General features: G+C 69.7%; 25 protein-coding genes. 10 read left to right on the forward strand and 15 right to left on the reverse strand.

Translation table 11 applies throughout. The features are described 5' to 3' along the window. The first annotated feature begins 72 nt into the window (after positions 1-72). The 4 genes from E3O60_RS11315 (at position 73) to E3O60_RS11330 (ending at position 2789) form a co-directional block, all read left to right on the forward strand. On the forward strand, positions 73-1086 hold the full coding sequence (locus tag E3O60_RS11315; protein WP_103479251.1) for an MDR family oxidoreductase: 1014 nt from the start codon (positions 73-75) through the stop codon (positions 1084-1086). Between the two features lie 49 nt (positions 1087-1135). After that, positions 1136-1516: a DUF1304 domain-containing protein gene (locus E3O60_RS11320; protein WP_088454872.1), complete on the forward strand. Its 381-nt coding sequence runs from the start codon at positions 1136-1138 to the stop codon at positions 1514-1516. Positions 1517-1553: 37 nt separating this feature from the next. Next, positions 1554-2120 (forward strand): dienelactone hydrolase family protein, encoded by a 567-nt coding sequence (locus E3O60_RS11325; protein WP_134498112.1) that lies wholly within the window; start codon positions 1554-1556, stop codon positions 2118-2120. 87 nt (positions 2121-2207) lie between these two features. Further along, the gene (locus E3O60_RS11330; RefSeq protein ID WP_088454870.1) at positions 2208-2789 is read left to right on the forward strand and encodes a helix-turn-helix domain-containing protein; all 582 of its coding nucleotides are present in this window, start codon (positions 2208-2210) and stop codon (positions 2787-2789) included. 20 nt (positions 2790-2809) lie between these two features. Here E3O60_RS11330 and E3O60_RS18665 read toward each other — a convergent pair whose 3' ends face one another. The 14 genes from E3O60_RS18665 to hemE form a co-directional block, all read right to left on the reverse strand. Next, positions 2810-3589, reverse strand: a complete 780-nt coding sequence (locus tag E3O60_RS18665) for a hypothetical protein (protein WP_174776207.1) — start codon at positions 3587-3589, stop codon at positions 2810-2812. A 176-nt stretch (positions 3590-3765) separates the two neighbouring features. Next, the gene (gene hemL / locus E3O60_RS11340; RefSeq protein WP_088454869.1) at positions 3766-5097 is read right to left on the reverse strand and encodes a glutamate-1-semialdehyde 2,1-aminomutase; all 1332 of its coding nucleotides are present in this window, start codon (positions 5095-5097) and stop codon (positions 3766-3768) included. Continuing rightward, the gene (gene hemB, locus E3O60_RS11345) at positions 5094-6077 is read right to left on the reverse strand and encodes a porphobilinogen synthase (RefSeq protein WP_370290062.1); all 984 of its coding nucleotides are present in this window, start codon (positions 6075-6077) and stop codon (positions 5094-5096) included. Before hemB ends, hemL begins: the two co-directional genes overlap by 4 nt. Positions 6078-6231: 154 nt before the next feature. Beyond that, a complete protein-coding gene (locus tag E3O60_RS11350; RefSeq protein WP_134498114.1) occupies positions 6232-8760 on the reverse strand; it encodes an MMPL family transporter in 2529 nt (842 codons plus the stop codon). Between the two features lie 98 nt (positions 8761-8858). Continuing rightward, the gene (locus E3O60_RS11355; protein ID WP_088454866.1) at positions 8859-9503 is read right to left on the reverse strand and encodes a TetR/AcrR family transcriptional regulator; all 645 of its coding nucleotides are present in this window, start codon (positions 9501-9503) and stop codon (positions 8859-8861) included. A 52-nt stretch (positions 9504-9555) separates the two neighbouring features. Continuing rightward, positions 9556-10332, reverse strand: coding sequence for a uroporphyrinogen-III synthase (locus E3O60_RS11360; protein ID WP_241980153.1), 777 nt, complete (start codon positions 10330-10332; stop codon positions 9556-9558). A gap of 5 nt (positions 10333-10337) precedes the next feature. Continuing rightward, positions 10338-11291: a hydroxymethylbilane synthase gene (hemC, locus tag E3O60_RS11365; protein ID WP_134498116.1), complete on the reverse strand. Its 954-nt coding sequence runs from the start codon at positions 11289-11291 to the stop codon at positions 10338-10340. After that, positions 11288-12382 carry a ferrochelatase gene (locus tag E3O60_RS11370; RefSeq protein WP_088454863.1) on the reverse strand — a complete coding sequence of 365 codons (1095 nt, stop codon included), beginning with the start codon at positions 12380-12382 and terminating at the stop codon, positions 11288-11290. Before E3O60_RS11370 ends, hemC begins: the two co-directional genes overlap by 4 nt. After that, positions 12382-13113 carry a hydrogen peroxide-dependent heme synthase gene (hemQ, locus tag E3O60_RS11375; protein WP_088454862.1) on the reverse strand — a complete coding sequence of 244 codons (732 nt, stop codon included), beginning with the start codon at positions 13111-13113 and terminating at the stop codon, positions 12382-12384. The genes E3O60_RS11370 and hemQ overlap by 1 nt, the downstream gene beginning before the upstream one ends. A 93-nt stretch (positions 13114-13206) precedes the next feature. Beyond that, positions 13207-13494: a DUF3618 domain-containing protein gene (locus E3O60_RS11380; protein WP_134498118.1), complete on the reverse strand. Its 288-nt coding sequence runs from the start codon at positions 13492-13494 to the stop codon at positions 13207-13209. Further along, the gene (locus E3O60_RS11385; protein WP_165787928.1) at positions 13484-13900 is read right to left on the reverse strand and encodes a phage holin family protein; all 417 of its coding nucleotides are present in this window, start codon (positions 13898-13900) and stop codon (positions 13484-13486) included. Before E3O60_RS11385 ends, E3O60_RS11380 begins: the two co-directional genes overlap by 11 nt. 32 nt (positions 13901-13932) lie before the next feature. Next, the gene (locus E3O60_RS11390) at positions 13933-14331 is read right to left on the reverse strand and encodes a hypothetical protein (protein WP_088454859.1); all 399 of its coding nucleotides are present in this window, start codon (positions 14329-14331) and stop codon (positions 13933-13935) included. An 89-nt stretch (positions 14332-14420) separates the two neighbouring features. Beyond that, the gene (gene hemG / locus E3O60_RS11395) at positions 14421-15917 is read right to left on the reverse strand and encodes a protoporphyrinogen oxidase (protein WP_088454858.1); all 1497 of its coding nucleotides are present in this window, start codon (positions 15915-15917) and stop codon (positions 14421-14423) included. A 54-nt stretch (positions 15918-15971) separates the two neighbouring features. Further along, the gene (gene hemE, locus E3O60_RS11400; protein ID WP_103479242.1) at positions 15972-17117 is read right to left on the reverse strand and encodes a uroporphyrinogen decarboxylase; all 1146 of its coding nucleotides are present in this window, start codon (positions 17115-17117) and stop codon (positions 15972-15974) included. 73 nt (positions 17118-17190) lie between these two features. Between hemE and E3O60_RS11405 the strand changes: the two genes are divergently transcribed. Further along, complete coding sequence (locus E3O60_RS11405; protein WP_088454856.1) at positions 17191-18588, forward strand: glutamyl-tRNA reductase; 1398 nt, start codon at positions 17191-17193, stop codon at positions 18586-18588. Positions 18589-18726: 138 nt separating this feature from the next. Here the strand turns inward: E3O60_RS11405 and E3O60_RS11410 are convergent, their stop codons facing one another. Continuing rightward, a complete protein-coding gene (locus E3O60_RS11410; protein ID WP_088454855.1) occupies positions 18727-20112 on the reverse strand; it encodes a glycine--tRNA ligase in 1386 nt (461 codons plus the stop codon). 207 nt (positions 20113-20319) lie between these two features. Here E3O60_RS11410 and E3O60_RS11415 point away from each other — a divergent pair, with 207 nt between their 5' ends. From E3O60_RS11415 to E3O60_RS11435, 5 genes are all read left to right on the forward strand, one after another. After that, positions 20320-21165 (forward strand): polysaccharide deacetylase family protein, encoded by an 846-nt coding sequence (locus E3O60_RS11415; protein ID WP_088454854.1) that lies wholly within the window; start codon positions 20320-20322, stop codon positions 21163-21165. A 144-nt stretch (positions 21166-21309) separates the two neighbouring features. Then, a complete protein-coding gene (locus tag E3O60_RS11420) occupies positions 21310-23592 on the forward strand; it encodes a carbon starvation CstA family protein (protein WP_134479598.1) in 2283 nt (760 codons plus the stop codon). Between the two features lie 16 nt (positions 23593-23608). Next, positions 23609-23818, forward strand: coding sequence for a YbdD/YjiX family protein (locus E3O60_RS11425; protein WP_134498120.1), 210 nt, complete (start codon positions 23609-23611; stop codon positions 23816-23818). 72 nt (positions 23819-23890) lie between these two features. Further along, on the forward strand, positions 23891-24745 hold the full coding sequence (locus E3O60_RS11430; RefSeq protein ID WP_134498122.1) for a shikimate 5-dehydrogenase: 855 nt from the start codon (positions 23891-23893) through the stop codon (positions 24743-24745). Continuing rightward, positions 24742-25173, forward strand: coding sequence for an NUDIX domain-containing protein (locus E3O60_RS11435; RefSeq protein ID WP_241983694.1), 432 nt, complete (start codon positions 24742-24744; stop codon positions 25171-25173). The genes E3O60_RS11430 and E3O60_RS11435 overlap by 4 nt, the downstream gene beginning before the upstream one ends. The last annotated feature ends 23 nt before the right edge of the window (positions 25174-25196 follow it).

Raw genomic sequence — 25196 nt, forward strand, 5'->3', positions numbered from 1 at the left:
CGGGCAGAAAGGCCCGGTGCCGGACCGGATCCGGACCGGATCCGGCACATCCGGCGGGTCTAGGGTGAAGGCATGCCTGCTACCGAATTCCGCGCGATCGTCGTCACCCGCACCGAGGATGAGTCGGGCACCCGCACCCAGTCCTCGGCCCTGACCACGCTCGGTGACGCTGCGCTGATGGACGGCGATGTCACCGTGGCGGTGGAATTCTCCAGCATCAACTACAAGGACGGCCTGGCCCTGATGGGCAAGCCCGGCGTGGCCAGGGTCTGGCCGCTGATCGCGGGCATCGACCTGGTCGGCACCGTCGAGTCCAGTAACGACCCACGCTGGGCGGCCGGCGACCACGTCATCCTCAACGGCGCCGGGATCGGCGAAAGCCACCACGGCGGCCTCGCCGAACGCGCCCGCGTCTCCGGCGGCTCCCTGGTGCGCCTGCCGAAGGCCGTGAGTGCCCAGCGCGCCGCAGCCATCGGCACGGCCGGCTTCACGGCCATGCTCGCGGTGCTCGCCCTCGAACGCGGTGGCGTGACCCCCGACTCCGGAGATGTCCTCGTGACCGGCGCCGCCGGCGGCGTCGGGTCGATCGCCATCGCGCTGCTCGCGGCGCGCGGCTACCACGTGGTCGCCTCCACCGGCCGCGGGGACGAGCTCGGGGACCACCTGCGCGGTCTCGGCGCCGCCGAGATCCTCGACCGGCACACCCTCGACGAGGCCGGCAAGCCCCTGCAGACCCAGCGCTGGGCCGGCGCGATCGACTCCGTCGGCAGCTTCACCCTCGCCAACATCCTCGCCCAGACCAACCAGGGCGGGGTGGTGGCCGCCTGCGGGCTGGCCCAGGGTGCCGACCTGCCGACCACCGTGATGCCGTTCATCCTGCGCGCCGTCACCCTGGCCGGCATCAATTCGGTCGAGGCTCCCCTGCCCCTTCGCGAGGAGGCCTGGGCGCACCTCTCGACCGACCTCGACCTCGAGCTGCTTGACAGCCTGACCTCGGTCATCACCCTCGAGCAGTCGTTCGCGGCCGCCGAAGACATCCTGGCCGGCCGGGTGCACGGCCGCACCGTCGTCGACGTGTTGCGCTGACGCCTGCTGACACCTGCCGCGACGGTAAACGCCCGGCTAGGCTGACGGAATGGCCATCATCGCATCCGTTTTCATCGCTCTCGCAGCGGTGCTGCACGTCTACATCTTTCTGATGGAGAGTGCCTGGTGGACCCGGCCGAAGATCTGGCGGCGCTTCGGCCTGGCCAGCCAGACCGAGGCGGAGACCACCCGAGTCCTGGCCTACAACCAGGGTTTCTACAATCTCTTTCTGGCGGTGGGCGCCGTCCTCGGGCTGTTCCTGTACTTCGGCGGCCCCGAGCAGGCCGGCGCGGCCCTGATCCTGTTCAGCTCGGCGTCGATGTTCGTCGCCGCCATCGTTCTCACCACCTCGGGGCCGGGCAGGGTCAGGTCTGCCCTCACGCAGGGTACGCTGCCGCTGATCGGATTCATCCTCTTCCTGTCCGCCTAGGTTCCCGACCGGGCCGGACCGTGCCGAAAGGACCGTTGTGACCCACGTCATCCTCTTTCACCACGCGCAGGGCCTCACCGACGGGGTGGCAGATTTCGCCCAGCGCCTGCGGGACGCCGGCCACGACGTGGTCGTGCCCGACCTCTACGACGGGCTCACCTTCGACACCCTCGACGCCGGTGTCGCGCACGCCGAGAAGACCGGCGTGTACACCATCATCGCGCGTGGCGAACGGGCAGCGGATGCGATGCCCGCGGACACTGTCTACGCCGGCTTCTCGCTCGGCTCTCTGCCGGCCCAGAAGCTCGCCCAGACCCGCCCAGGTGCTCTCGGCGCGATCCTGTACCACGGCGGGGTTCCGGCCGCCATGTTCGGTTCGGACTGGCCCGCCACGGCAGCGCTGCAACTGCACGTGACCGCGGAGGACGACTGGGTCGAGTTGCTCGAAGTCGAGGAACTCGCCGAGGATGCCGGTGCGGCCGAGTTGTACATCTACCCAGGCTCCGCCCACCTGGTCGCCGACCCCAGCCTGAACGAATATGACGAGGAAATCGCCGAGCTCATCCTGGCGCGAACTATCGAGTTCCTCGACCGCCTCGCCTGAGTATGGCCGCGAGAGCGGGCACCCGGTTGCTTCCGCCGGCTGTGGCAGCCACAAGACCGCTTTCGCGAGTAGTGGCACGATGGGGCGATGACCTCTGACCCGCCATCCGTGGCCCAAACCGTGGGTGCCCGGCTGCGTGAGCTGCGCCTGCAGAGCGGCCGCACCCAGGCCCAGCTCTCCGCGACCACCGGAATCTCCGAGAGCACCCTCTCCCGCCTGGAGTCAGGGCAGCGCAAGCCCACCCTGGAACTGCTGCTCGCTCTCTCGAGCGCCCATGATGTGACCATCGACGACCTGGTGCACACTCCCGCCACCGACGACCCGCGGCTGGATCAACGCCCGTTCACCCGCCACGGCCGCACCTTCGTGCCGCTGAGCCGCACCGCCGGCGGCCTGCAGGCGTTCAAGGTGACCATCCCCGGGCGCACCGGCGACGAGCAACTCGAGCAGCGCCGCCACGAGGGATTCGACTGGTTCTACGTGCTGAGCGGTCGCCTGCGCCTGATGCTGGGCGACCACGACATGATCCTCGGCGTGGGCGAGGTCGCGGAGTTCGACACTCGGGTGCCGCACGCCTTCGGCAGCGCGGGGCCGGAGCCTACGGAGATCCTGAGCCTGTTCGGCCAGACGGGCGAACGGATCCACGTGCGGGCCAGCACCATTCGCTGACCCCTCTCGACCCGGGCGACCTAGGCGGTGGCCTCCGGCGACTCGACCGGCTCATCTACCGGCTCGGCGGCCGGCTCAGCGGTCACCTCAACGTCGCTCTCGGCGACAGGGGCCACCTTGGCGCGAGACGTGCGCTTGGGCTTGACCGCAACGGCGGGTTCGGCGGCCTCGACCACTTCGGCCGGTTCGACGACCGTGACGGGCTTGGCTGTCCCGACCCGTCGGGCGGGCTTGACCGGAGCGGCCGGCTCAATCGTCTCGGCGGTCTCGGCCGGTTCGACGGTTCCGACGGCCTTGCCGGGCCTGGCCCGCCGGGCCGGCTTCACCGGCGCAGCAGCGTCCACGGGATGACTCGTCTCGACGGGCTTGACGGCCTTGGGGGTTCGCACCCGTTTGACCGGCTTGACCGGCTTGGCCGGCTCGTCGAGCTCCGGCACGTCCCGCGCGTCGGTGGCCTCGAGCTTGAGCGAGGCGATGAGGTCGGGTGCGTGGTTGGTCGACAGGATCACCCGGGCGAAGTCGTCGCCGATCAGGTCGATCACGACGGCCTGGCGCCGGCGCTTGATGGCCAGGAAGTCCTTGCCGCCGTGGAACTTCCACACACCGACGGCCAGGACCAGCGGCACGAGGGCGCCAGGGGCGCGGATGCCGCGCACCCAAATCCACGGATCATCCGTGATCGTCACCGATCGGATGTTCTCACGCTGGATCACCACGTCTTCTCGGCGGAACGCCAGCGTCTTTTCCGCGGCCGTCAGGTGAATCTCCAGCCGATCGGGATGTACGCGCAAGGAAGCCATTCCCCCAGTCTGCCGGGTCCGGTTGGAAAACCTCCTGTCGCTACCTCACAAAGACGTAACGCCGCCGCGCTGGAGTGCCCCTAGACGAGCCGCATCTGTTGCCCGTGCGGACAATTGCGCCCGGTGCGCCGGGCGCAATTGTCCGATTCGGCAACAGTCAGCGGGTGGCTCCCGATTCAGGCTGCCGGACGCGCCTCGGCGGCCGCCTTGGCCGCGGCCGGCAGTGCCTCGAGAATCTTGCCGATCGAGTCGCCGTCGTGCGCGGCGGAGACGAACCAGGCCTCGAACACCGACGGCGGCAGGGAGATGCCGCTTTCGAGCATGGAGTGGAAGAACGGCCCGTACCGGTAGGTTTCCTGGCGCTGCACCTCGGCGTAGCTGCGCGGCGGCGTGATCGCGGCTTCCTGACCGAAGACGAAGCTGAACAGGTTACCCGCGTGCTGAACGCTGTGCGCGACTCCCTCGGCGAAGAGCGCACCGGAGACGGCCTCGGAGAGCAGCTGGGCGGTCTCGTTCAGTCGCTCGTACACGTGGCCGTCGGCCGCGGTGAGGGTGGCGATGCCGGCGGCCACGGCCACCGGGTTGCCCGAGAGCGTTCCGGCCTGGTAAACCGGCCCGGCCGGGGCGAGGAAGTCCATCACGTCGGCCCGGCCACCGAGCGCGGCGACCGGCAGGCCGCCGCCGATGACCTTGCCGTAGGTGAACAGGTCCGGCGTGTAGCTCTCGCCGTCCTCGGCCTGCAACGCCCAGTAGCCGCCCGGGTGCACCCTGAAGCCGGTGAGGACCTCGTCGACGATGAGCAGCGCGCCGTATTCGTGGGCGAGGTCGCAGAGGGCCGCGTTGAAGCCGGCATCCGGGGCGACGACGCCCATGTTCGCGGCGGCGGCCTCGGTGATCACCGCGGCGATCTGACCGGGGTACGCCTCGAACGCGGCGCGCACGGCGCCCAGGTCGTTGTACGGCAGCACCAGGGTCTGCGCCGCGGTGGCCGCGGTAACGCCGGCCGAGCCGGGCAGCGCGAGGGTGGCCAGGCCGGAGCCGGCCTCGGCCAGCAGACCGTCGGAGTGGCCGTGGTAGTGGCCGGCGAACTTGATCAGCAGGTCACGCTGGGTGAAGCCGCGGGCCAGGCGGATGGCCGTCATGGTGGCCTCGGTTCCGGTGGAGACCAGGCGCAGCTTCTCGATCGCGCCGACCCGGCTCTTGATCAGCTCGGCCAGCACGGTCTCGCCAGGGGTGGAGGCCCCGAAGGAGAGCCCGAGTGCGGCGGCCTCCTGCACGGCGCCGACGACGGCGGGATGCGCGTGGCCGAGGATCGCCGGACCCCAGGAGCTGACCAGGTCGACATACTCCCGGCCGTCGGAGTCGGTGACGTAGGCGCCGGCCGCCTTCACCAGGAACAGCGGGGTGCCGCCGACCGAGCGGAAGGCGCGCACCGGCGAGTTGACACCGCCCGGGATGGAGAGCTGGGCGCGGGCGAAGAGTTCGTCGTTGTGGGTGGTGTGCGTCATCGGGCATCCGTTTCGGTGAGCCAGGCGGCGAGTTCGACTGCCCAGTAGGTGAGAATGGCGTCGGCGCCGGCCCGGCGGATGCTGAGCACCGACTCCTCGATGGCACGGCGGCGGTCGATCCAACCCTGCGCGGCGGCGGCCTCGATCATGGCGTATTCGCCGGAGACCTGGTACGCCCAGACCGGGACCTCGCTCATCGCGGCGACCTCGGCGAGCACGTCGAGGTAGCTGCCTGCTGGCTTGACCATGACGACGTCGGCACCCTCATCGATGTCGATGCGGGCCTCGCGCACGCCCTCGCGGCGGTTGGCGGGGTCGAGCTGATAGGTCCGGCGGTCGCCGACGAGGGTGGACTGCACGGCCTCGCGGAACGGGCCGTAGTAGGCGGAGGCGTACTTGGCCGAGTAGGCCAGCACGGCGGTGTCGGCGTAGCCGGCGGCGTCGAGGGTGGCGCGCACGGAGGCAACCTGGCCGTCCATCATGCCGGACAGGCCCAGCAGCGCCGAGCCGGCCTCGGCCTGCGCCAGCGCCATGTCGTTGTAGCGCAGCAGCGTGGCGTCGTTGTCGACGGAACCGTCGGCGGCGAGCACACCGCAGTGGCCGTGGTCGGTGAATTCGTCCAGGCACAGGTCGGTCTGCACCACCAGGGCATCGCCCACCTCGGCGACCACGGCGCGGGTGGCGACGTTGAGGATGCCGTCTGGATCGGTGGCGCCGGTGCCGGTGGCATCGCGCACGGCGGGGACTCCGAAGAGCATCACTCCCCCGATGCCGGCCGCGGCGGCCTCGGCCACGGCGCGGCGGGCGCCGTCGACGCTGTGCTGCACGATGCCCGGCATCGACGAGATCGGGGTGGACTCGTTGCCCTCACGCACGAAGAGCGGCAGAACGAGCTCGGCGGGGTGGACACGGGTTTCGCTGGCCAGGCGGCGGAGTGCGGGGGTGCTGCGCAGTCGTCGCGGGCGGATGACGGGGTTTATCACCCGACCAGCCTAGGCCTCCAGCCTGAGTGCGCGGGCCTGGGGAGGGCGGGCCGGGGAGTGTGGCCAAGGGGCGTGGCCAGCAGGGTGCGGAAACGGCGCGGCCCGATCCGTGAGGGATCGAGCCGCGCCGTGGGCCGAGCGGGGTGCGTGCTTAGTCGCGCGGGGTGGTGACGAGCTCGGGCTCATCCGCCGGGTGCACCGGGTGCGTGCGCTCGAGCGATGCGCCTTCCACGTCGACGTTGGGCAGGATGCGGTCCAGCCACTTCGGCAGCCACCAGGCCGCGTCACCCAGCAGGTGCATCACGGCCGGGATGATGAGCAACCGCACCACGAAGGCGTCCAGGAGCACGCCGATGGCGAGCCCGAAGCCGATCGACTGGATCATCACCGAGTTCGAGAACACGAAACCGGAGAAGACCGAGGCCATGATCAGCGCCGCGGCGATGACCACCGTGCGGCCGGCGTGAAAACCGCGCTGCACGGCCATCCGGGCCGGTGCGCCGTGGGCGTACGCTTCGCGCATGCCGCTGACCAGGAACAGCTGGTAGTCCATCGCCAGGCCGAACAGCACGCCGACAACCAGGATGGGCAGGAAGCTCAGGATGGGCCCCGGGTCATGGATGCCGAACAGCGCACCGAGCCAGCCCCACTGGAAGACCGCCGTGATCGCGCCGAACGAGGCGAACAACGACAATACGAAGCCGAGGGTCGCGGTGATCGGCACCAGGATCGAGCGGAACACGAAGATCAGGATGATCAACGAGAGTCCGACGACCACGAGCAGGTACAGCGGCAGAGCGTCGGCGAGTTTCTCGCTGACGTCGATGTTGCCGGATGCGTTGCCGGCCACGCCGAGGGAACTGACCCCGTCGATGTCGAGGCCTCGCAGGTCGCGCACCAGCTGCTCGGTGGACTCGCTGTTCGGCCCATCCGCGGGGATGACCTGGAAGGCGAGCAGCAGGTCGTCGTCCGACGCACCGATCGGTGCGACCGCGACGACGTCGTTCTCCACCTTCAGCGCGGTTCCGATGCGCACCTGTTCGGCGATGAGCTCGTCGTCGGTGATGGCCGTCTCGAGGTCGGCGACCACGAGCAGCGGGCCGTTGACGCCGGCGCCGAACTTGTCGTCGACGAGCTTGTAGGCCCGGTACGCACTCGAGTCCAGCGGCTCGGACGAGCCGGCGGGGAGCCCCAGGCGCATGGACAGCGCGGGGATTGCCACGATCAGCAGCACGGCGATGCCCGCGATCACGGTCACGACGGCGCGCAGGGTGTTCATCGGCTTGATCGGCGCAGAGACCTTGGCGGAGGGGGTGCCGATGTGCGCGCGTGCCTTCTTGGTGAGGATCTTCTCGCCGACCAGGCCCAGCAGCGCCGGCGTCAGGGTGATCGCGACGAGGATCGCCACGAAGACACAGACGGCGCCGACGGTGCCCATCAGGCCCAGGAACGGGATGCCGGTGAGGTTGAGGGCGAGCAGGGCGATGAGCACGGTGGCGCCGGCGAACACCACGGCGTTGCCGGAGGTGCCGTTCGCCAGTCCGATCGACTCCTGCAGCTCTACCCCTCTGCGCAGCTGGGTGCGATGCCGGTTGAGGATGAAGAGCGAGTAGTCGATGCCGACCGCGAGCCCGAGCATGACGCCCAGGACCGGGGTGACGGAGAGCATCTCGACGCTGCCGGACAGGGCGAGCGACGCGAGCACGCCGACACCGACGCCGATGAGCGCGTTCACCAGCGGAAGACCCGCACCGATCAGTGTGCCGAGCATGACGAACAGCACGACGGCCGCGATGATCACGCCGCCGATCTCGCCCGGGCCGAGGATCTCGGGAATGCTGGCGGCGATCTCGTTGGACACCTCGGCGACGACGCCGTCGATCTGGGCGTTCTCCATCTCCTCGACAACCGCCTCCTTCGACTCGGCCGGAACCTGGTTGAGCGACGTGTCGAACTGCAGGCTCGCGACCGCGGTCGTCTCATCGTCCGATACCTGGCGGATGCCCGCGGCCAGGTCGAGCAGGTCGGAGCCCTGTTCCAGGGTGGTGCTCTGCGTCTCCAGGGCGGTGCGGCCCGCATCGAGAGTGGCCTGCTGCTCGGCGATGGCTGCAGCGCCCGCGTCAAGCTGGGCCTGCTGCTCATCCAGCGCCGGCTGGGCGGCGGCGAGTTGTCCGGCCGCCTCCGCCTGGCTGCGGGCAGCGTCGAGCTGTGCCTGACCGGCAGCGAGCTGGGCGGTGGCCGCGTCGATCTGCGCCTGCCCGGCATCTATCTGGGTCGTGCCGTCGACGATCTGCTGGCGGCCGTCGATGATCTGCTGGGCCTGGCCGTCGATCTGCGCTTGCGTGTCGAAGGGGTTGGTACTCGACGTCACGTTGTCGAGCTCGACGGTGTCGGCGAGCAGCTCACCGATCGCCGTTTTCTGCTCGGCCGTGAACGCCGTGTCGTCGGTGGTGGTGAAAACGACGGAGCCCCGACCACCGCTGGCGGCGGGGAACTTCTCGGCGAGCTCGTCGCTCACCTTCTGGGTGGCGGTGCCGGGGATGCTCACCGCCGAGGTGAGAGTGCCGCCGAAGAGGGCGAAGGCGCCGCCGGCGAGGCCGAGAATGACCACCCACGCGACGATGACCAGCCAGGCCCGATGGGCGGAGAACCGACCGAGTCGGTAGAGAAGGGATGCCATAATCCTCAGGTTCTTTCGTGTTTGCCTAGTGACGGGAGGGGAACTCGCATCGCGTCATCGGGAAGAGAGTGGGTACAGAAGCTCGAGGAGGGTGTGGGTCAGCTGGACGCCGAGTAGCCCATTCGGATGGTGGCGATGAGGCGGTTGAGCAGGTCGTCCCACACCGTCCGGGAGGACTCGTCGAGCGTGGCGCCCGTCGTGGCGATCCAGTGCACCGACACGACCGCGACGCCGTTCATCACCGTGCTGACCAGGATCGCCACCTCGAACGCGTCGATGGCGGTGCTGCGATCGGCGATCTCGGCGGAGAGCTGCTCGGTGGCGCGGGTGAAGACGTCGGTGAGAGCGTGCTGGGAGCGGCCGTTCTCGCCATCCGCGGCGAGGACGCCCCAGAGGTAGGCGACCACGGTGGGCAGGTCGACGGCACGAAGGGCCGTGGTGATCTCGTCGAAGAGAGCCACCCGACTGCCATCGCCCGCGGGCGTCGCCCGCGTTGCCGCCCGGAAGTCGTCGACGGTGACGCCGAGCAACCGGGTGCAGGTCGTCATGATCACGTCGTCGAGCGAGGTGAAGTGATTGAATACCGTGCGCCGGGAGACGTCGGCACGGTCGGCGAGTTCGTTGACACTGAATTGAGGCTTGCCCCGTTCGCGGATCAGCGCGTCGGCGGCATCCAGGATCGCCCGACGATGCCGTGCCTTGATGTCGGCACGCCGATCGGGGGCGATGAGGGGCGGAATCACATACTTACACTAAGTGCAACGACGCACAAAGTGCAATGCACTCCCAGCTGTTCTACAGGTCCCGGGGAGCGAGACCCACGAGAGCCTCGATGAGGGACTCGGCGCTGCGCTCGTCGGCGATCACGTCCACGCGCAGACCGATGGCCGCCGCATCCTTCGCCGTGCGCGGGCCGATACAAGCGACCAGGGTGGTCCGGGGAATCGGGCCGAGCTGATCCTGCACCTGCTGCGCGACGCTCCCGCTGGTGACCAGGACCGCGTGCACCCGTCCTGCCTTGATGTCGGCGACGACCCGGTCGGAGACCGGCACCCCGACGGTGCGGTAGGCCACGACGGACTCGACGTCGTGACCGATGCGGCGCAGGCCCTCGGTGAGCAGCGGTTTGGCGATCTCGGACCGCAGGGTGAGGATGCGAAGCGGGATGACGCCGTGGGTGGCGGCTTCCCAGTCGGCGAGCAGGCCCTTGGCCGAGTTGTCCTCGGACGGGACGATGTCGACGTGATAGCCCGCGGCCACGAGCGCGGCGGCGGTGGTCTCGCCGACCGCGGCGATGCGGGTGCCCGGCGCCACGACGGCCCGGTGGGAGGAGAGCACATCGACGGTGGTGGCGCTGGTGACGGTCATCCAGTCGAAGTCGCCGGCGGCGAGTTTGGCCAGGGCCGTGTCGAGGGACGCGGCGTCGTCGGTGGGCGCGAAGTTGATCATCGGAGCGACGATCGGCATGGCGCCGCGCGAGCGCAGGTTCGCGGCCACCTGGTCACCCCAGGGCCCGCCGCGGGGCACGAGGACCCGCCAGCCGGCCAACGGCTTGTCCGGATTGTGCCGCACGGCGCTCACAGGGTCACCGACAGCGGGGCGATCTCGGCGGCCCCGCCGGCCAGAAGCTCTCGGGCGGCGCGCTCGGCGACGTCGAGGGCGGCATCCTGCAGGTCGACAGCGGAGTGCGACTCGGGGGTCGCCGCGTGCGATGCGGTGATCCGGCGGGTGCCATCCGGGCTGTACACGGTGGCGGTGAGGAACAGCAGGCCGTCGTCGAGCACAGCGGTGGCCCCGATCGGGGCCGCGCAGCCGGCCTCGAGCCGGGCGAGCACGTGGCGCTCGGCCGTCACTGTGGCGTGGGTGGTGGCGTGGTTGAGCACGGCGAGGGCCTTGGTGAGCAGGCGGTCCGGCTTACCCTGGCGCACCTCGATGGCCAGGGCGCCCTGCCCCGGCGCGGTGGGCCAGTCGGAGAGTTCCAGGTAGTCGGTGGCCATGTTCTCCAGCAGGCCCAGGCGGCCCAAGCCCGCCGCGGCGAGCACTACGGCGTGCAGCTTCTCGTCGGCGACGAGCGCGAGCCGGGTGCCGACGTTGCCGCGGATGTCGACGACCTCCAGGTCGGGACGCTGGGCGCGCAGCTGCGCCGCGCGGCGGGGAGACCCGGTACCGACCGTGGCGCCCTCGGGCAGGGTGGCCAGGGTGTAGCCCTCCCTGGCGCAGAGTACATCCCTGGCATCGGCGCGCTTGGGCGTGGCGCCGATGACGAGGCCCGGGTACTCCTCGGTGGGCAGGTCCTTGAACGAATGCACAACAACGTCGCACTCGTCGTTCAGCAGGGCCTCGCGCAGGGCACTGGCGAAGACGCCGGTGCCGCCCAGGCTGGAGAGGGATTCACGGGACACGTCGCCGTGCGTGGTGATCGGGATGATCTCCACCTCGCCACCGGTCGCGGCCTGGATGCGGTTGGCGACGGCCGTGGTCTGGGCCATGGCCAGGGCGCTGCCCCGGGTGCCGACGCGGATGGTGCTCACGGCGCTACACCGGCGACGGCCGGCTTGAAACCGAGGCGCACGTTCTCGCAGCAGCCCGGCCGGCAGATGTCGTACCAGGGGCCGAGGTCGGTCAGGGCTGGACGGCCCTCAACGGGCACGTCGTTGAGACGTTCCTCGACGAGGTCGATCAAGCCGCTCACGTAGACCGGGTCAGCGCCGGGGGTGGGCACCCGCACCGAGAACAGACCGTGTTCCTTCGCCGTTTCGGTGGCCTCGTTGTCGAGGTCCCACATGACCTCCATGTGGTCGCTGACGAAGCCGAGTGGCACGATGACGACGGCGCGGATGCCGCGCGCCGGCAGCAGCGCGATGGCGTCGTTGATGTCGGGCTCGAGCCACGGCATGCTGGGGGGGCCGCTGCGGGACTGGTAGACCAGCTGCCACGGGGACTCGAGGCCCTGCATGACCACGTCGGCGACGGCCAGGTGCTGGGCGGCGTATGCACCACCCTCCCCGAAGCCGCGCTCGGCGGGCCCGCTCTTGGCGGCGTCCGTGGACGGGATCGAGTGGGTGCTGAACAGCACCTCGACCTCGGTGCTGAGGTTGATGCCGGGGTTCGCGGCTTCGACGTCAGCCAGGCCCTGGCGCACACCGGTGATGAACGGGGTGACGAAGCCGGGGTGGTCGAAGAACTGGCGGATCTTGTCGATCTGCACGGTGCCGGTCAGTCCGGTGGTGTCCAGCGCCTGGGCGAAGTCCTCCCGGTACTGGCGGCAGCCGGAGTAGGAGCTGTACGCGCTGGTGGCGATGGCGAGCAGGCGGTCCTGGCCGTTGGCGTGCGCCTCGGCGATGGTGTCCGGCAGGTAGGGCGCCCAGTTGCGGTTGCCCCAGATCACCGGCAGGTTGATGCCGCGACGGTCCAGTTCGGCCTGCAGGGCGGCGCGCAGCACGCGGTTCTGCTGGTTGATCGGGCTGATGCCGCCGAAGTGGCGGTAGTGCACCGCGACCTCTTCGAGGCGTTCCTCCGGAATGCCGCGGCCACGGGTGACGTTGCGCAGGAACGGGATCACGTCGTCCTGGCCCTCTGGTCCGCCGAAGCCGGCGAGCAGGATGGCGTCGTAGTTCGTCATTACTGCAGGACCTCCACAAGCTCGGCGGTCGAGATGCGCCGTCCGGTGTAGAACGGCACCTCCTCGCGCACATGACGACGGGCCTCCGTGGCGCGGAGCTCCCGCATCAGGTCGACAAGCTCGGTGAGCTCGTCGGACTCGATCGGCAGCAGCCACTCGTAGTCGCCCAGCGCGAACGACGACACTGTGTTGGCGATGGCGCCGCGGAACGCGGCACCCTTGCGGCCGTGGTCAGCGAGCATCTTGCTGCGCTCGGCCTCGGGCAGCAGATACCACTCGAAGCTGCGCACGAAGGGGTAGACGGTGAGCCAGGCCTTGGGCTCGACGCCGCGCAGGAAGCCGGGCACGTGGCTCTTGTTGAACTCGGCGTCGCGGTGCACACCCATGGCGTTCCAGGTGGGCAGCAGGCTCTTGAGCAGGCGGCTGCGGCGCAGCTCCCGGTTGGCCCACTGCAAGGTCTGAGCCTCATCAGCATGGGTCCAGAGCATCGCGTCGGCATCGGCGCGGAGGCCGGAGACGTCGTAGATCCCGCGCAGGGTCACGCCCTCGGCCTCGACCAGGGCGATGATGTCGTCGAGTTCGTCGACGAACCGCGGCACGTCGCGACCGTCGAGGTCGTCGGGGTTGGCCGGGTCCTTGCGCAGCACCGTGAAGAGGGTGAATCCGGAGGGCGAGGCCTCGGTGGGTTCAGCCTCTGATGAGGTGTGTGTAGCGGGGGTGGGCGTGGTCATGTCTACTGCCTCTCCGGCAGCCGGGTGAGTCATGTGTACTAGTCTCCACCGCTTTGCCCGGAGAGCCAAAAGTAGACCCGCCCACCCGCGCGCTCAGCGGCGGTCGAGGACCGTTTTCACGCCCCACCACACGATTGTTCCCGCTGCCGCGGCAGCACCCAGGGCGACGCCGGCCAGGGCGAGAGGGTTGTCATCGCCGAGCCTGTGCAACCCGAGGGTGAAGCGCCGGGTATTGATCTTGATCTGCTTGGGCACATTGAGCTTGTACTCGATGGCGTCCAGCGTGCCGGCGAGCGCGGAACGCGCCCGGTCGGCTTCGGAGCGCAACTCGGCGGTGCTTCGGTGTTCCGGCGTGGTCTCCGGGCTCTTGTCAGTGCTCATACTCGCCAACTCCCTTGAATGCGTCGACGTCCTTCTGGATGCTCGCGGTCACGCCATCCGGGTCGTGGCGGGTGCCCTTTTTGACCCGGTTGAGCCCGATCAGGGCCAGGATCACCGCGATCAGGAGCAGCGCGACGGCCACGATGAGGGCGGCCAGCCAAAGCGGCAGCACGAGGTCGAGAGCGATCACGGCCAGGGCGATGAACACGATGATCGCGAAGAAGCCGAACACCGCGGCACCGATGAACAGACCCAGGCCGATGCCGACGTTCTTGGCCTTGCCGGAGATGTCGGCCTTGAAGGCGTCGATCTCGGCCTTGACCAGATCCACGATCTGACCGGGAAGCTCGCTGAGGAGCGTGAACAGTGACTGCTTGCTCTTGGGGTTGTACCCGCTGTTGCTCACTGGCATCCTTCCTTGGACTGTCGTCTGTGAGATTACTGCGCGGCCGAGGTGTCGTCGGCGGCCTTCGCGGAATCAGCCGCGGAGGTGGCAGAATCCGCCGCCGCCTTGGCCGATTTCGTGGCGGATGCGGCGGCCTTCGTGGCCGCGGTGGCGGCGCCGGACGTGCCGGTGGCCGGGGCGCCCTTGGTCTTGTCGGTCTTGTTCGACACTGCAGAAGCGACCTTCTTGCCCGCTTCGTAGAGTGCGCCGGGAACGTCGCCGACACGCTCGAGGGCGAAGTCCTTGACCTCGTTCACGCGCCTCTGCACGGGCGGCCGGTTCCACAGGTCCGAGGCGGCCGACGCGATCTGGTCGTAGCGCTGACGTCCGGCGCGTGCACCCAGCACATAGCCCACGAGGCCACCCGTGATGAAAAGAAGCTTTCCCCGCATTGTGACTCCATTCCTATACGTTCATGAGTTGCCAGCGTAGCCCCCCAGCCCGGGGAGGCACATGTGTACGGCACCTAAAAGACTCCTGATCAGAGGTCTAGCACTGCCCGCCTGACCCGGATACCCGCCGCGAGGGCGTCGGGTATCACCGAGGCCAGGCCGGTGCCGGAGAGCCAGCCACCGGTCACGTCGAGGCCGGGCGTGGTCTCGACGACCTCCCGCACCCGGCGGATGCGTTCGGGCGCGCCGATCGTGGCCGGCGAGAGGCCGTCGGCCCACAGCGTGCGGGCGAAACCGGCCACCTGACTGTTGGCGAGGTCCACCCCGAGGATCGCGGCGGCGTCCTGCACGGCGAGCTGCTGCAGCTGGTCGTCGCTGAGGCCGAGGGTCGGCACCGGGGCGCCGGCGCGTCCGTAGGAGAGCCGCACGATGTGCCGGCCGGGCGGCGTGAGGGCATCCACCCAGGCCCACTTGGCGGTGACGTGGGTGATCGCCTTGGCGGTGACGCCAGGGGTCCCCTCCGCCACGAGCGCGCCGGTGCCGCGCGGATGCGCGTCCAGCACCGGGGCGTCGAGCACCAGTGTGGCGAGCTCCACGGCGGCCGGTTCCGGCCAGTCCAGGGCGGCGAGAGCAGCGAATTCGGCGCCAAGCGGGGCCAGCAGGGCCAGGGCGGCTGCCGCCGGCACGGCGAGGATGACCTGCCGGGCTTCGAGGGTGCCCGGCTCGGCGTCGGCCGCGGCCTCGGCATCCGCCGTCGGGGCAAGCCGGACGGCCCACGTGCGGGTGGTCGTCACGGTGCCGTCGGCGCCGGTTTCTTCGGTGTCAACGGGCGTGAGGCCGGTCGCGGCGGTGCTCGTGCGGATCTCGACGTCGTAGGTGTCGAGATCGGTGACGAGGGCGGCGACGAGGCGGTGCATGCCGCCGTTCAGCCCGCGGACGGCGGAACCGGCCGGTGCGGCGGTGCGGAGAGCCGTGACGGCGCCGGAGAGCGACCCGGCCGTGGTGAGGGCGCGGTTGAGGCCAGGGGCCACGACGTCGACCTCGAGGTCGGCGGCCGCGGTGGCGTAGACGCCGCCGGCGACCGGGTTGACCAGGCGTTCGAGCACCTTGGTGCCCATCCGTTTGCCGACGAGCTCACCGAGGCTCTGCTCACGGCCGATCTTGAGCACCGGCATCAGCCTGTCGGCGTAGGCGCGCAGGGCGCCGGACCAGCCGATCGCGCGGCGCACGTCCTCGGCCAGCGGTGAGCCCGGAATGCCGAGCACGCCGGCCTTGGGCAGCGGCACCGACATCGGGGCTCCGCCGGGCCGGTGCGGCGGCAGGTGCAGCCAGGCCCCGGCCGGGTTCGGTTCGATGATCTCGGCGGTGAGGCCGAGGTCGGCGATGAAGGCCGCCACGGTGTTGCCGCGCACGGCGAAGCTCTCCGCACCGGCATCGAGCCGGAGGCCGGCGACCTCGTGGCCGGCCACGGCTCCGCCCGGCGCGTCTGCGGTCTCCAGCACGACAACGCTGAGCCCGAGGTGGGCGCACTCGCGGGCGGCCACCAGACCGGCGACACCTCCGCCGATGACCAGAACGTCCTTCATGACCTTGCTTTCCGCCGGCGGCTACCGCCGGCACGTGCTCGAGTGAGCGGTGTTCTAGGACGCGCTGGAGGTACTCGACGTCGTGCTGTGCACGAACTCCACGAGCCGGGTGAGCACGTCGGGGTTCGTCTCCGGCGGCACACCGTGGCCCAGGTTGAGCACGTGGGACGGCGCCGTGCGGCCGCGCTCGAGCACGTCGAGAACGTGTGCTTCCAGCACCGGCCAGGGCGCGTTCAGCAGGGCGGGGTCGATGTTGCCCTGCACCGGCACGACACCGCCGAGGCGCCGGCTGGCCTCATCCAGCGGCACCCTGTAGTCCACCCCGACGACGTCGGCGCCGATGCCGTGCATGGCCTTGAGCAATTCGCCGGTGCCGACGCCGAAGTGCACGACGGGTACGTTGCGCCGGATCGACTCCGGATCGGCGGCCGCGTCGGCGGCGGGTTCCGTGTAGGTGAGGTCGCGCACGTGCGCGATCGCGGCGGTGGACGCCGGGGCGACGAAGCGGGTGTAGTCGTTGAGCGAGAGGGCGCCGGCCCAGGAGTCGAACAGCTGCGCAGCGCTGGCGCCGGCGAGCACCTGGGCGCGGAGGAACCGGCCGGTGACCTCGGCGGTCCAGGCCATCAGCCGGGCCCACGCGTCCGGATCCGAGTGCATGAGCGTGCGGGCGTGGATGTGGTCCTTGGACGGTCCACCCTCGACGATGTACGCGGCGAGGGTGAACGGCGCCCCGGCGAAACCGATCAGCGGGGTCGAGCCCAGCGCAGCGACGGTGAGCGCGACGGCCTCCCTGATCGGGGCCAATGCCGTGTCGAGCACGGCGGGGTCGAGCGCGGTGAGACTGTCGACATCCGCCGCGGTGCGCACGGCCTTGGCGAGCACCGGGCCCTTGCCGGCCACGATCTCCACGTCCACGCCCACGAGCTTGAGGGGCACCACGATGTCGCTGAACAGGATGCCCGCGTCGACACCGTGCCGGCGTATCGGCTGCAGGGTGATCTCGCTGGCCATGGCGGGGTCCAGGCAGGCGTCGAGCATCCGGGTGCCCACCCGCAGCTCGCGGTACTCGGGCAGCGAGCGGCCGGCCTGGCGCATGAACCAGACCGGAGTCACGTCCGGACGGGTGCCCTGGTATGCCCGCACGAGCCGGGAGTCTGCGGTGAGGCCGGAAGAAAGTGGGTGTGTCGTCGCGAGGTTCATCACTCTCGATTGTCCTCTACATCGGCCGGGGGAACGATTCGAGGTGTTGTTGCACACACCGTAGAATCAAGCGGTGTTGATTTGTTTGTCCGCGAACCACAAGAACTCCAGCTTTGACGTGCTCGAAAAGCTGTCTGTGGGCGCCGACTCGGCAGCGGGCGGGATGCTCACGGGGCACGATGCCCTCAGCGGGGCCGTGGTCGTGGCCACCTGCAACCGCTTCGAGGCCTACCTCGACCTCGACGAACCGTTCGGGGTCTCCCCGCTTCCCGCGGTCTACGCCGCGATCGACGCCGTGAGCGAGAGCACCGGCGTGAGCGCCGCGCTGCTGCGCGACACCCTTGACCTTGTGCACGGCAACGGCGTGGCCGAGCATCTCTTCGCCGTGACCAGCGGACTCGAGTCCGTGGTCGTCGGCGAGGGCGAGATCGCCGGCCAGGTGCGGCGCTCCCTCGAGGAGGCCCGCGCCGCCGGCACCACCAGCCCCGAGCTGGAGCGCCTGTTCCAGCGCGCCTCGCAGACCTCCCGCGGCGTGAAGAACCACACCGGCATCGGCGCCGCCGGCCGCTCCCTGGTGCGTCTGGCGCTTGAACTGGCCGAGAGCCGGGTCACCGACTGGGCACACACCCGGGTGCTGCTCGTGGGCACCGGCCGGTACGCCGGCGCCTCGCTGGCGGCCCTCCGTGAACTCGGCGTCACCGACGTGCGGGTCTACTCGTCGTCGGGCCGGGCCGAGAAGTTCGCCGTGGCCCACGACATCTCGGCCGTGTCGACGGATGCCGATTCCCTGGCCGCCGAGACCGCCCTGGCCGACCTGATCCTCACCTGCACCACCGTCGATCACCACGTCATCGATGCGGGCATCCTCACCGCCGGCCGGGCGCTCCTCGCCGCGACGCACGCCGGTGTCGGTGCGCCGGTTGCCGAGGCCGGTCCCGTGCGCTCCTGTCCCGTCGGTTCCGAGGCCGAGGCGGCCCGCCAGCTGGTCATCGACCTCGGCCTGCCGCGAAACGTCGACCCCGACGTCAGCGACGTGCCCGGGGTGGAGCTGCTCGACCTCGAGACCATCCGCATCCACGCCCCGCTCGAACAGCTCAACGCCACCAGCGAGGCGCGAGAGCTGGTGGGCCGCGCCGCCAGGAAGTTCTCGGCCGTGGCCGAGGAGCAGAGCCTGGCGCCCGCCGTCGTGGCACTGCGTTCGCACGTCTTCGACATCCTCGACGGGGAGATCGAGCGGGCCAGGCGGCGCGGTGACACCAGCGAGCAGACCGAATCCGCCCTGCGGCACCTCGCCGGGGTGCTGTTGCACACGCCCATGGTGCGTTCCCGCGAGCTGGCCCGCGCCGGCGATCAGGAAGCGTTCCTCGGCGGGCTCGACGCCCTGTTCGGCATCGAGGTGACCCTGCCGGAGACCGCGGCGGCGCCCGTCGGGCTGCCCGGCGCGGCCGGCGTCTCCGACGCCGCGTCCTGACCCGGCCGTCACGGTAGCCCGGAGGCGCAGCATCCGGAGTTATGCGGGTGCGGCGCCGCTCTGCGGGTGGCGTGCCACGCGCACAGCGGCGCCCGACCCGCGAAACGCTCAAGCGGGTCAGGCGCCGGATGGGGCGGGTTACGCTCCGCGCAGGCGCACGGCCAGGTAGGCGTCGAGCTCGGCCAGGGGCACCCGCTCCTGCGCCATGGTGTCGCGGTCACGCACGGTGACGGCCTGGTCCTCGAGCGAGTCGAAGTCCACCGTGATGCAGTACGGCGTGCCGATCTCGTCCTGGCGGCGGTAACGACGGCCGATGGCGCCGGCGTCGTCGAAGTCCACGTTCCACGATTCGCGCAGGCGCGCGGCCAGCGAGCGGGCCATCGGTGAGAGGGCCTCGTTGCGACTCAACGGCAGCACGGCGGCCTTGATCGGGGCCAGGCGCGGGTCGAGCTTGAGCACGGTGCGCTTGTCGACGCCGCCCTTCGCGTTGGGCACTTCTTCCTCGTGGTACGCATCCACCAGGAACGCCATCAGCGAGCGGGTCAGGCCGGCAGCGGGCTCGATCACATAGGGGACCCAGCGTTCGTTCTTGGTCTGGTCGAAGTAGGAGAGGTCCTTGCCCGACGCCTCCGAGTGCGTCTTGAGGTCGAAGTCGGTGCGGTTGGCGACACCCTCGAGTTCACCGAACTCGCTGCCGGAGAAGCCGAAGCGGTACTCGATGTCGACGGTGCGCTTGGAGTAGTGCGAGAGCTTCTCCGCGGGGTGCTCGAACAGGCGGAGGTTCTCGATGTTGATGCCCAGACCCGTGTACCAGCTCATCCGCTGGTCGATCCAGTACTGGTGCCATTCCTCGTCACTGCCGGGCTCGACGAAGAACTCCATCTCCATCTGCTCGAACTCGCGGGTGCGGAAGATGAAGTTTCCGGGGGTGATCTCGTTGCGGAAGCTCTTGCCGATCTGGCCGATGCCGAACGGGGGCTTCATGCGCGCCGCCTGGAGCACGTTGGCGAAGTTCACGAAGATGCCCTGCGCGGTCTCCGGGCGCAGATAGTGCATGCCGGCCTCGTCGTCGACCGGGCCGAGGAAGGTCTTGAGCAGGCCCGAGAATGCGCGCGGCTCGGTCCAGGTGTGCCGGTTGCCGCAGTTGGGGCAGGCGATGCCGTCGATGCCGCCCTCGGGGGCGCGGCCCTTCTTCTCCTCGAACTCCTCCACCAGGTGGTCCTCGCGGAAGCGCTTGTGGCAGCTGGTGCACTCCACCAGCGGGTCGGAGAAGACCTCGACGTGGCCGGAGGCCTCCCAGACCTTGCGCGGCAGGATGACCGAGGAGTCCAGGCCCACGACGTCGTCGCGGCTGGTGACCATGAACCGCCACCACTGCTTCTTGATGTTCTCCTTCAGCTCCACACCGAGGGGCCCGTAGTCCCAGGCCGACCGGCTGCCGCCGTAGATCTCACCGGCCTGGAAGACGAAGCCGCGGTGGCGGGCGAGGGCGATGACGGAATCAAGACGGGAAAGTGCGGCCACGGTGGCTCCAATGGTCCAAAAGGATGGTCAAAATACCGGGCAGAGGCTCGGGTACGGATTCGTCCATTTTAGCGATGCGGGCACGGCCCCCGATTACGGGCGTTGTCAGCGGCCGGCAGCGGCGATATCTTCGACTCGTTCGACTCACGCCCGGCTTGTTCTGGCTTTCCATCGGCTCCAACGACCGGCTCCGGGGGGAGGACCGCCGTGCGGCAGGACCCCGCCCTCACCCGGCGCACCGTGCTGGCCTCGCTTGGCCTTTCCCTCACCCTTGCCGGCTGCGCGACCCTCGCAGCCGCCCCGCGCCCGAGCGTCCCGGCAACGACGACGCCACCGACTCCCAGCCCGCTCCCCCGGCCGTTGCCCGGCGCGGTACCGCCGCCCGTGCCCGTCGCCCAGCCCGCGCCCGGTCTGGTGCGGGTTCCGGTGCCGCCCGGCACCCTGTCCGACCTGCCCGGCGAGGGCACCCTGCTGGCCTGGACCGTCGACGACGGCTCCAGCAGCGAGGTGCTGGCCCGGTACATCCGCTTCGCCGCCGAGACGGGCACCAGGCTCACCTTCTTCGTCACCGGCTGTTACGACGCCTGGACCGACAACGCCGACCGGCTCCGGCCGCTCGTGCAGACCGGCCAGATCCAGCTGGGCAACCACACCTGGTCACACCCCGACCTCAGCACCCTCAGTGACGCCGACGTCACCACCGAACTCCAGCGCAACCACGACTTCCTCAGCGACACCTACGGCGTCGACGCCCGGCCCTACTTCCGGCCGCCGTACGGCGTGCACGACGATCGGGTGGATGCCCTGGCCGCCGCGCTGGGTTACACGGTCCCGACCACCTGGTACGGGTCGCTGGCGGACTCGGGGCTCCTCACCGAACAACAGGTGGTGGATTTCGCGACCACCTGGTTCCTGCCTCAACACATCGTGATCGGGCACCTCAACTTCGAACCGGTCACCAACGTTTTCCCGCAGTTACGCGCGCTGCTGCACGACCGCGGGCTGACCACCGTCACCCTCAACGATGTGTTCACCAGCGCGGCTCATCCGTGACATTCGCACCTCACGACACGTCACCAGGGGGACCAATGGCACCGTTGCCGAGCGCGACGAGTGTTACCGTTACCGAGTTACCCGGCAAAATGCTGTGAGTTTCTCTGTGTTTTCATAGACCGTGTACCTCAAAGAGGAGTACCGATGGGCGCGACGTCCAGCATTCCGCAAGGCGCAACCGACGATCCAGACCTGACCCAGGACCCGGCCCTTCCGCCGGTGGCCCTGGATCCCAGAATCCACGAGGCCGAGGAGGCCCACTGGACCCCGGTGAAGATCGCGATCTGGCTGGCCATCGCGCTGCTCGGCGGGCTGAGCTGGGTGATGCTGGCCGTCGTCCGCGGCGAGACCGTGAACGCCATCTGGTTCGTCTTCGCCGCCATCTGCACGTACCTGATCGGGTACCGGTTCTACTCCAACTACATCCAGAAGCACCTGCTTCACCCGGATGACCGGCGGGCGACCCCCGCCGAGTACAAGGCCGACGGCAAGGACTACGCCGCCACCGACCGCCGGGTGCTCTTCGGCCACCACTTCGCCGCCATCGCAGGCGCCGGCCCCCTGGTGGGCCCGGTTCTCGCCGCGCAGATGGGTTACCTGCCCGGCACGATCTGGATCATCGTCGGGGTGGTGTTCGCCGGTGCGGTGCAGGACTACCTGGTGCTGTTCTTCTCGATGCGCCGTGGCGGCCGGTCGCTGGGCCAGATGGCCCGCGACGAGCTCGGCCGGGTCGGTGGCACCGCCGCCCTGCTCGCCACGCTCACGATCATGGTCATCATCGTGGCCATCCTCGCCCTCGTCGTGGTCAACGCCCTCGCCGAGAGCGCCTGGGGCGTCTTCTCGGTTGGCATGACCATCCCGATCGCCCTGTTCATGGGCTGCTACCTGCGCTTCCTGCGCCCGGGCAAGGTCACCGAGATCTCGATCATCGGCTTCGTGCTGCTCATCGCCGCGATCGTCGGCGGTGGCGCGATCAGCGAAACCACGTGGGGCGCGGCCCTCTTCACCATCGACAAGGTGCCGCTGGCGATCGGCATCATCGTCTACGGTTTCATCGCCGCCATCCTGCCGGTCTGGCTGCTGCTGGCCCCGCGCGACTACCTCTCCACCTTCATGAAGATCGGCACCATCGGCATGCTCGCCATCGCGATCATCATCGTGCGGCCCGAGATCCTGGTTCCCGCGGTCACCGAGTTCGCCTCCAGCGGCGCCGGCCCTGTCGTCAGCGGCACCCTCTTCCCGTTCCTCTTCGTCACCATCGCCTGCGGTGCGTTGAGCGGATTCCACGCGCTGATCGCCTCCGGCACCACGCCCAAGCTGATCGAGAAGGAACGCCAGAGCCGGTTCATCGGGTACGGCGGCATGCTGATGGAGTCCTTCGTGGCGATCATGGCCCTCGTGGCCGCGCTGTCGATCGACCAGGGCATCTACTACGCCATGAACGCGTCACCCGCCCTCACCGGCGGCACCGTGCAGGGCGCGGCCGCGTTCGTGAACGGCCTGGGCCTGACCGGCGTGAGCGTCACCCCTGAGCTCCTCACCCAGACCGCGATCAACGTCGGCGAGGAATCGATCGTGTCCCGCACCGGTGGCGCCCCGACCCTGTCGGTGGGGCTGGCCAACATCATGCAGCAGGTCGCCGGCGGCAGCGGCATGATGGCGTTCTGGTATCACTTCGCGATCATGTTCGAGGCGCTGTTCATCCTCACGGCAGTGGATGCCGGCACCCGCGTCGCGCGGTTCATGCTGCAGGACAGCCTGGGCAACATCTTCCCGAAGTTCAAGGACACCAGCTGGCGCACCGGCGCCTGGATCTGCACCGGCATCATGGTCGCAGCCTGGGGCGCGGTGCTCGTGATGGGCGTCACCGACCCGCTCGGCGGCATCAACACGCTGTTCCCGCTGTTCGGTATCGCCAACCAGCTGCTGGCTGCGATCGCCCTCGCCGTGTGTATGGCCATCGTGGCCAAGCGCGGACTGTTCAAGTACATCTGGATCGTGGCGCTGCCACTCGGCTTCGCGGCCGTCGTGACCATCACTGCCTCGATCCTGAAGATCTTCTCGACCGTGCCGTCGGTGGGCTACTTCGCCCAGAACGCCGCGTTCTCCAATGCCCTGGCCGCCGGGGAGACGAGCTTCGGCACGGCCACCTCGGTTGAGGCGATGGAGGCCGTGGTGCGCAACACCATGGTGCAGGGCATCCTCTCGATAGTCTTCGTCACCCTCGCCGTGGTCGTGATCTTCACCGCGCTGCAGGCCACCTGGAACGCGTGGAAGACCCACTCCAGTTCGACCAGCGAGGACCCGGCCGTGCCGTCGCGGATCTTCGCGCCGGCGGGCATCATGGCCACGCCGGCCGAGAAGGCCAACCAGGCCCTCTGGGACGCCCTCCCGAAGACCGGCAAGCGCAAGGCGCGCGAGCACTGATGTCAGGCCAGCACTGATGCGCGTCGCCACCGCGGTGCGCTCGGCCGCGGCCGGGCTCGCCTGGTACGTCAGAGGGGTCATGGGTGAGGATGCCTACGACAATTACCGCGCGCACCACGAGTCGGTGCACGGCACGGATGCCTCGGCACCGGTGCTGACCGAACGGGAGTTCTGGCGCGACCAGACCGACCGTCAGGACACCAACCCCCAGGGCCGGTGCTGCTGAGCAGCGTCCCTTCCTCGTCAGTACTGCGGCCCGCCCGGGTGAAAATCCGGGCGGGCCGTAGCATTGGAGGCGATGACTGACACAACGAAGCCCCCACTGACGACTCCGACCAAGCCCCCGCTCAACAAGGACACCCGGCTCTGCATCTCGCTGGCCGCGCGGCCGAGCAACTTCGGCACCCGGTTCCACAACTACCTCTACGAGCAGTTCGGGCTGGACTTCGTCTACAAGGCGTTCACCTCGACCGACCTGGCCGGCGCCATCACCGGGGTACGGGCGCTCGGCATCCGCGGCTGCTCGGTGTCGATGCCGTTCAAGGAGGATGTCATCGCTCTCGTGGACGAACTCGACGCCTCGGCCACGGCCATCCAGTCGGTGAACACCATCGTCAACGACGACGGCTACCTGCGGGCGTACAACACCGACTACATCGCTGCGGCCGACCTGCTCAGAGCCAACAACCTCGACCCGGCCACCCCGTTCCTGCTGCGCGGCTCCGGCGGCATGGCCAAGGCCGTCGGTGCGGCCCTCCGCGACACCGGCTTCGCCGCGGGCACCATCGTGGCCCGCAACGAGAGCCGCGGCCGGGCCCTGGCCGACGAGCTCGGCTACAGCTGGCTGGCCGAGCCCGGCACCGCGACAGCGCCGCTGCTGGTGAACGTCACCCCGATCGGCATGGCCGGCGGCGCGCAGGCCACCGAGTCCGCCTTCACTGCCGCGGCCGTCGCCGCAGCCGACACCGTCTTCGACGTCGTGGCGCTGCCCGCTGAGACGCCGCTGATCCTCGCGGCGCGGGCGGCCGGCAAGTCCGTCATCACCGGCGCGGAGGTCATCGCCCTGCAGGCCGCCGAACAGTTCGAGCGCTACACCGGCGTGCGGCCGACCCCCGAGCAGGTGCGGGACGCCTCGGCCTTCGCCCGCGCGTGAGCGACGCTCCGGCCGCGCCCGCCGGCGCGCACCCCGACATCCTGGTCGCCGCCGTCGCACTCATCCGTGACCGCCGGGTGCTCATGGTCACCGCCCGCGGGCGGGACGTCTGGTTCATGCCCGGCGGCAAGATCGACCCCGGCGAGGGCGAGGCGGATGCGGCCGCCAGGGAAGCCTGGGAAGAGGTCACCGTGCGCCTGGACCCCGCCGAACTCGACCTCCTGTTCACCGTGCTGATCCAGGCACACGGCGAACCCGACGGCCGGCTGGTGCGGATGAGCGTCTTCGGGGCTCAGACCACCGATGAACCCGCGGCCAGCGCCGAGGTCAGCGCCGTGCACTGGGCCACCTCGGCCGACCAACAGCGGTGCCCGCCGGCCGGTGTCGAGGTGCTGCGCCGCTTGCACGCCGCCGACCTGATCGACTGAGCGTCGCGCTGCGCGGGCAACGG

This window comes from Cryobacterium sp. TMB1-7, from assembly GCF_004402435.1.
In the GTDB taxonomy this organism is placed as follows: Bacteria; Actinomycetota; Actinomycetes; order Actinomycetales; family Microbacteriaceae; genus Cryobacterium; species Cryobacterium zongtaii.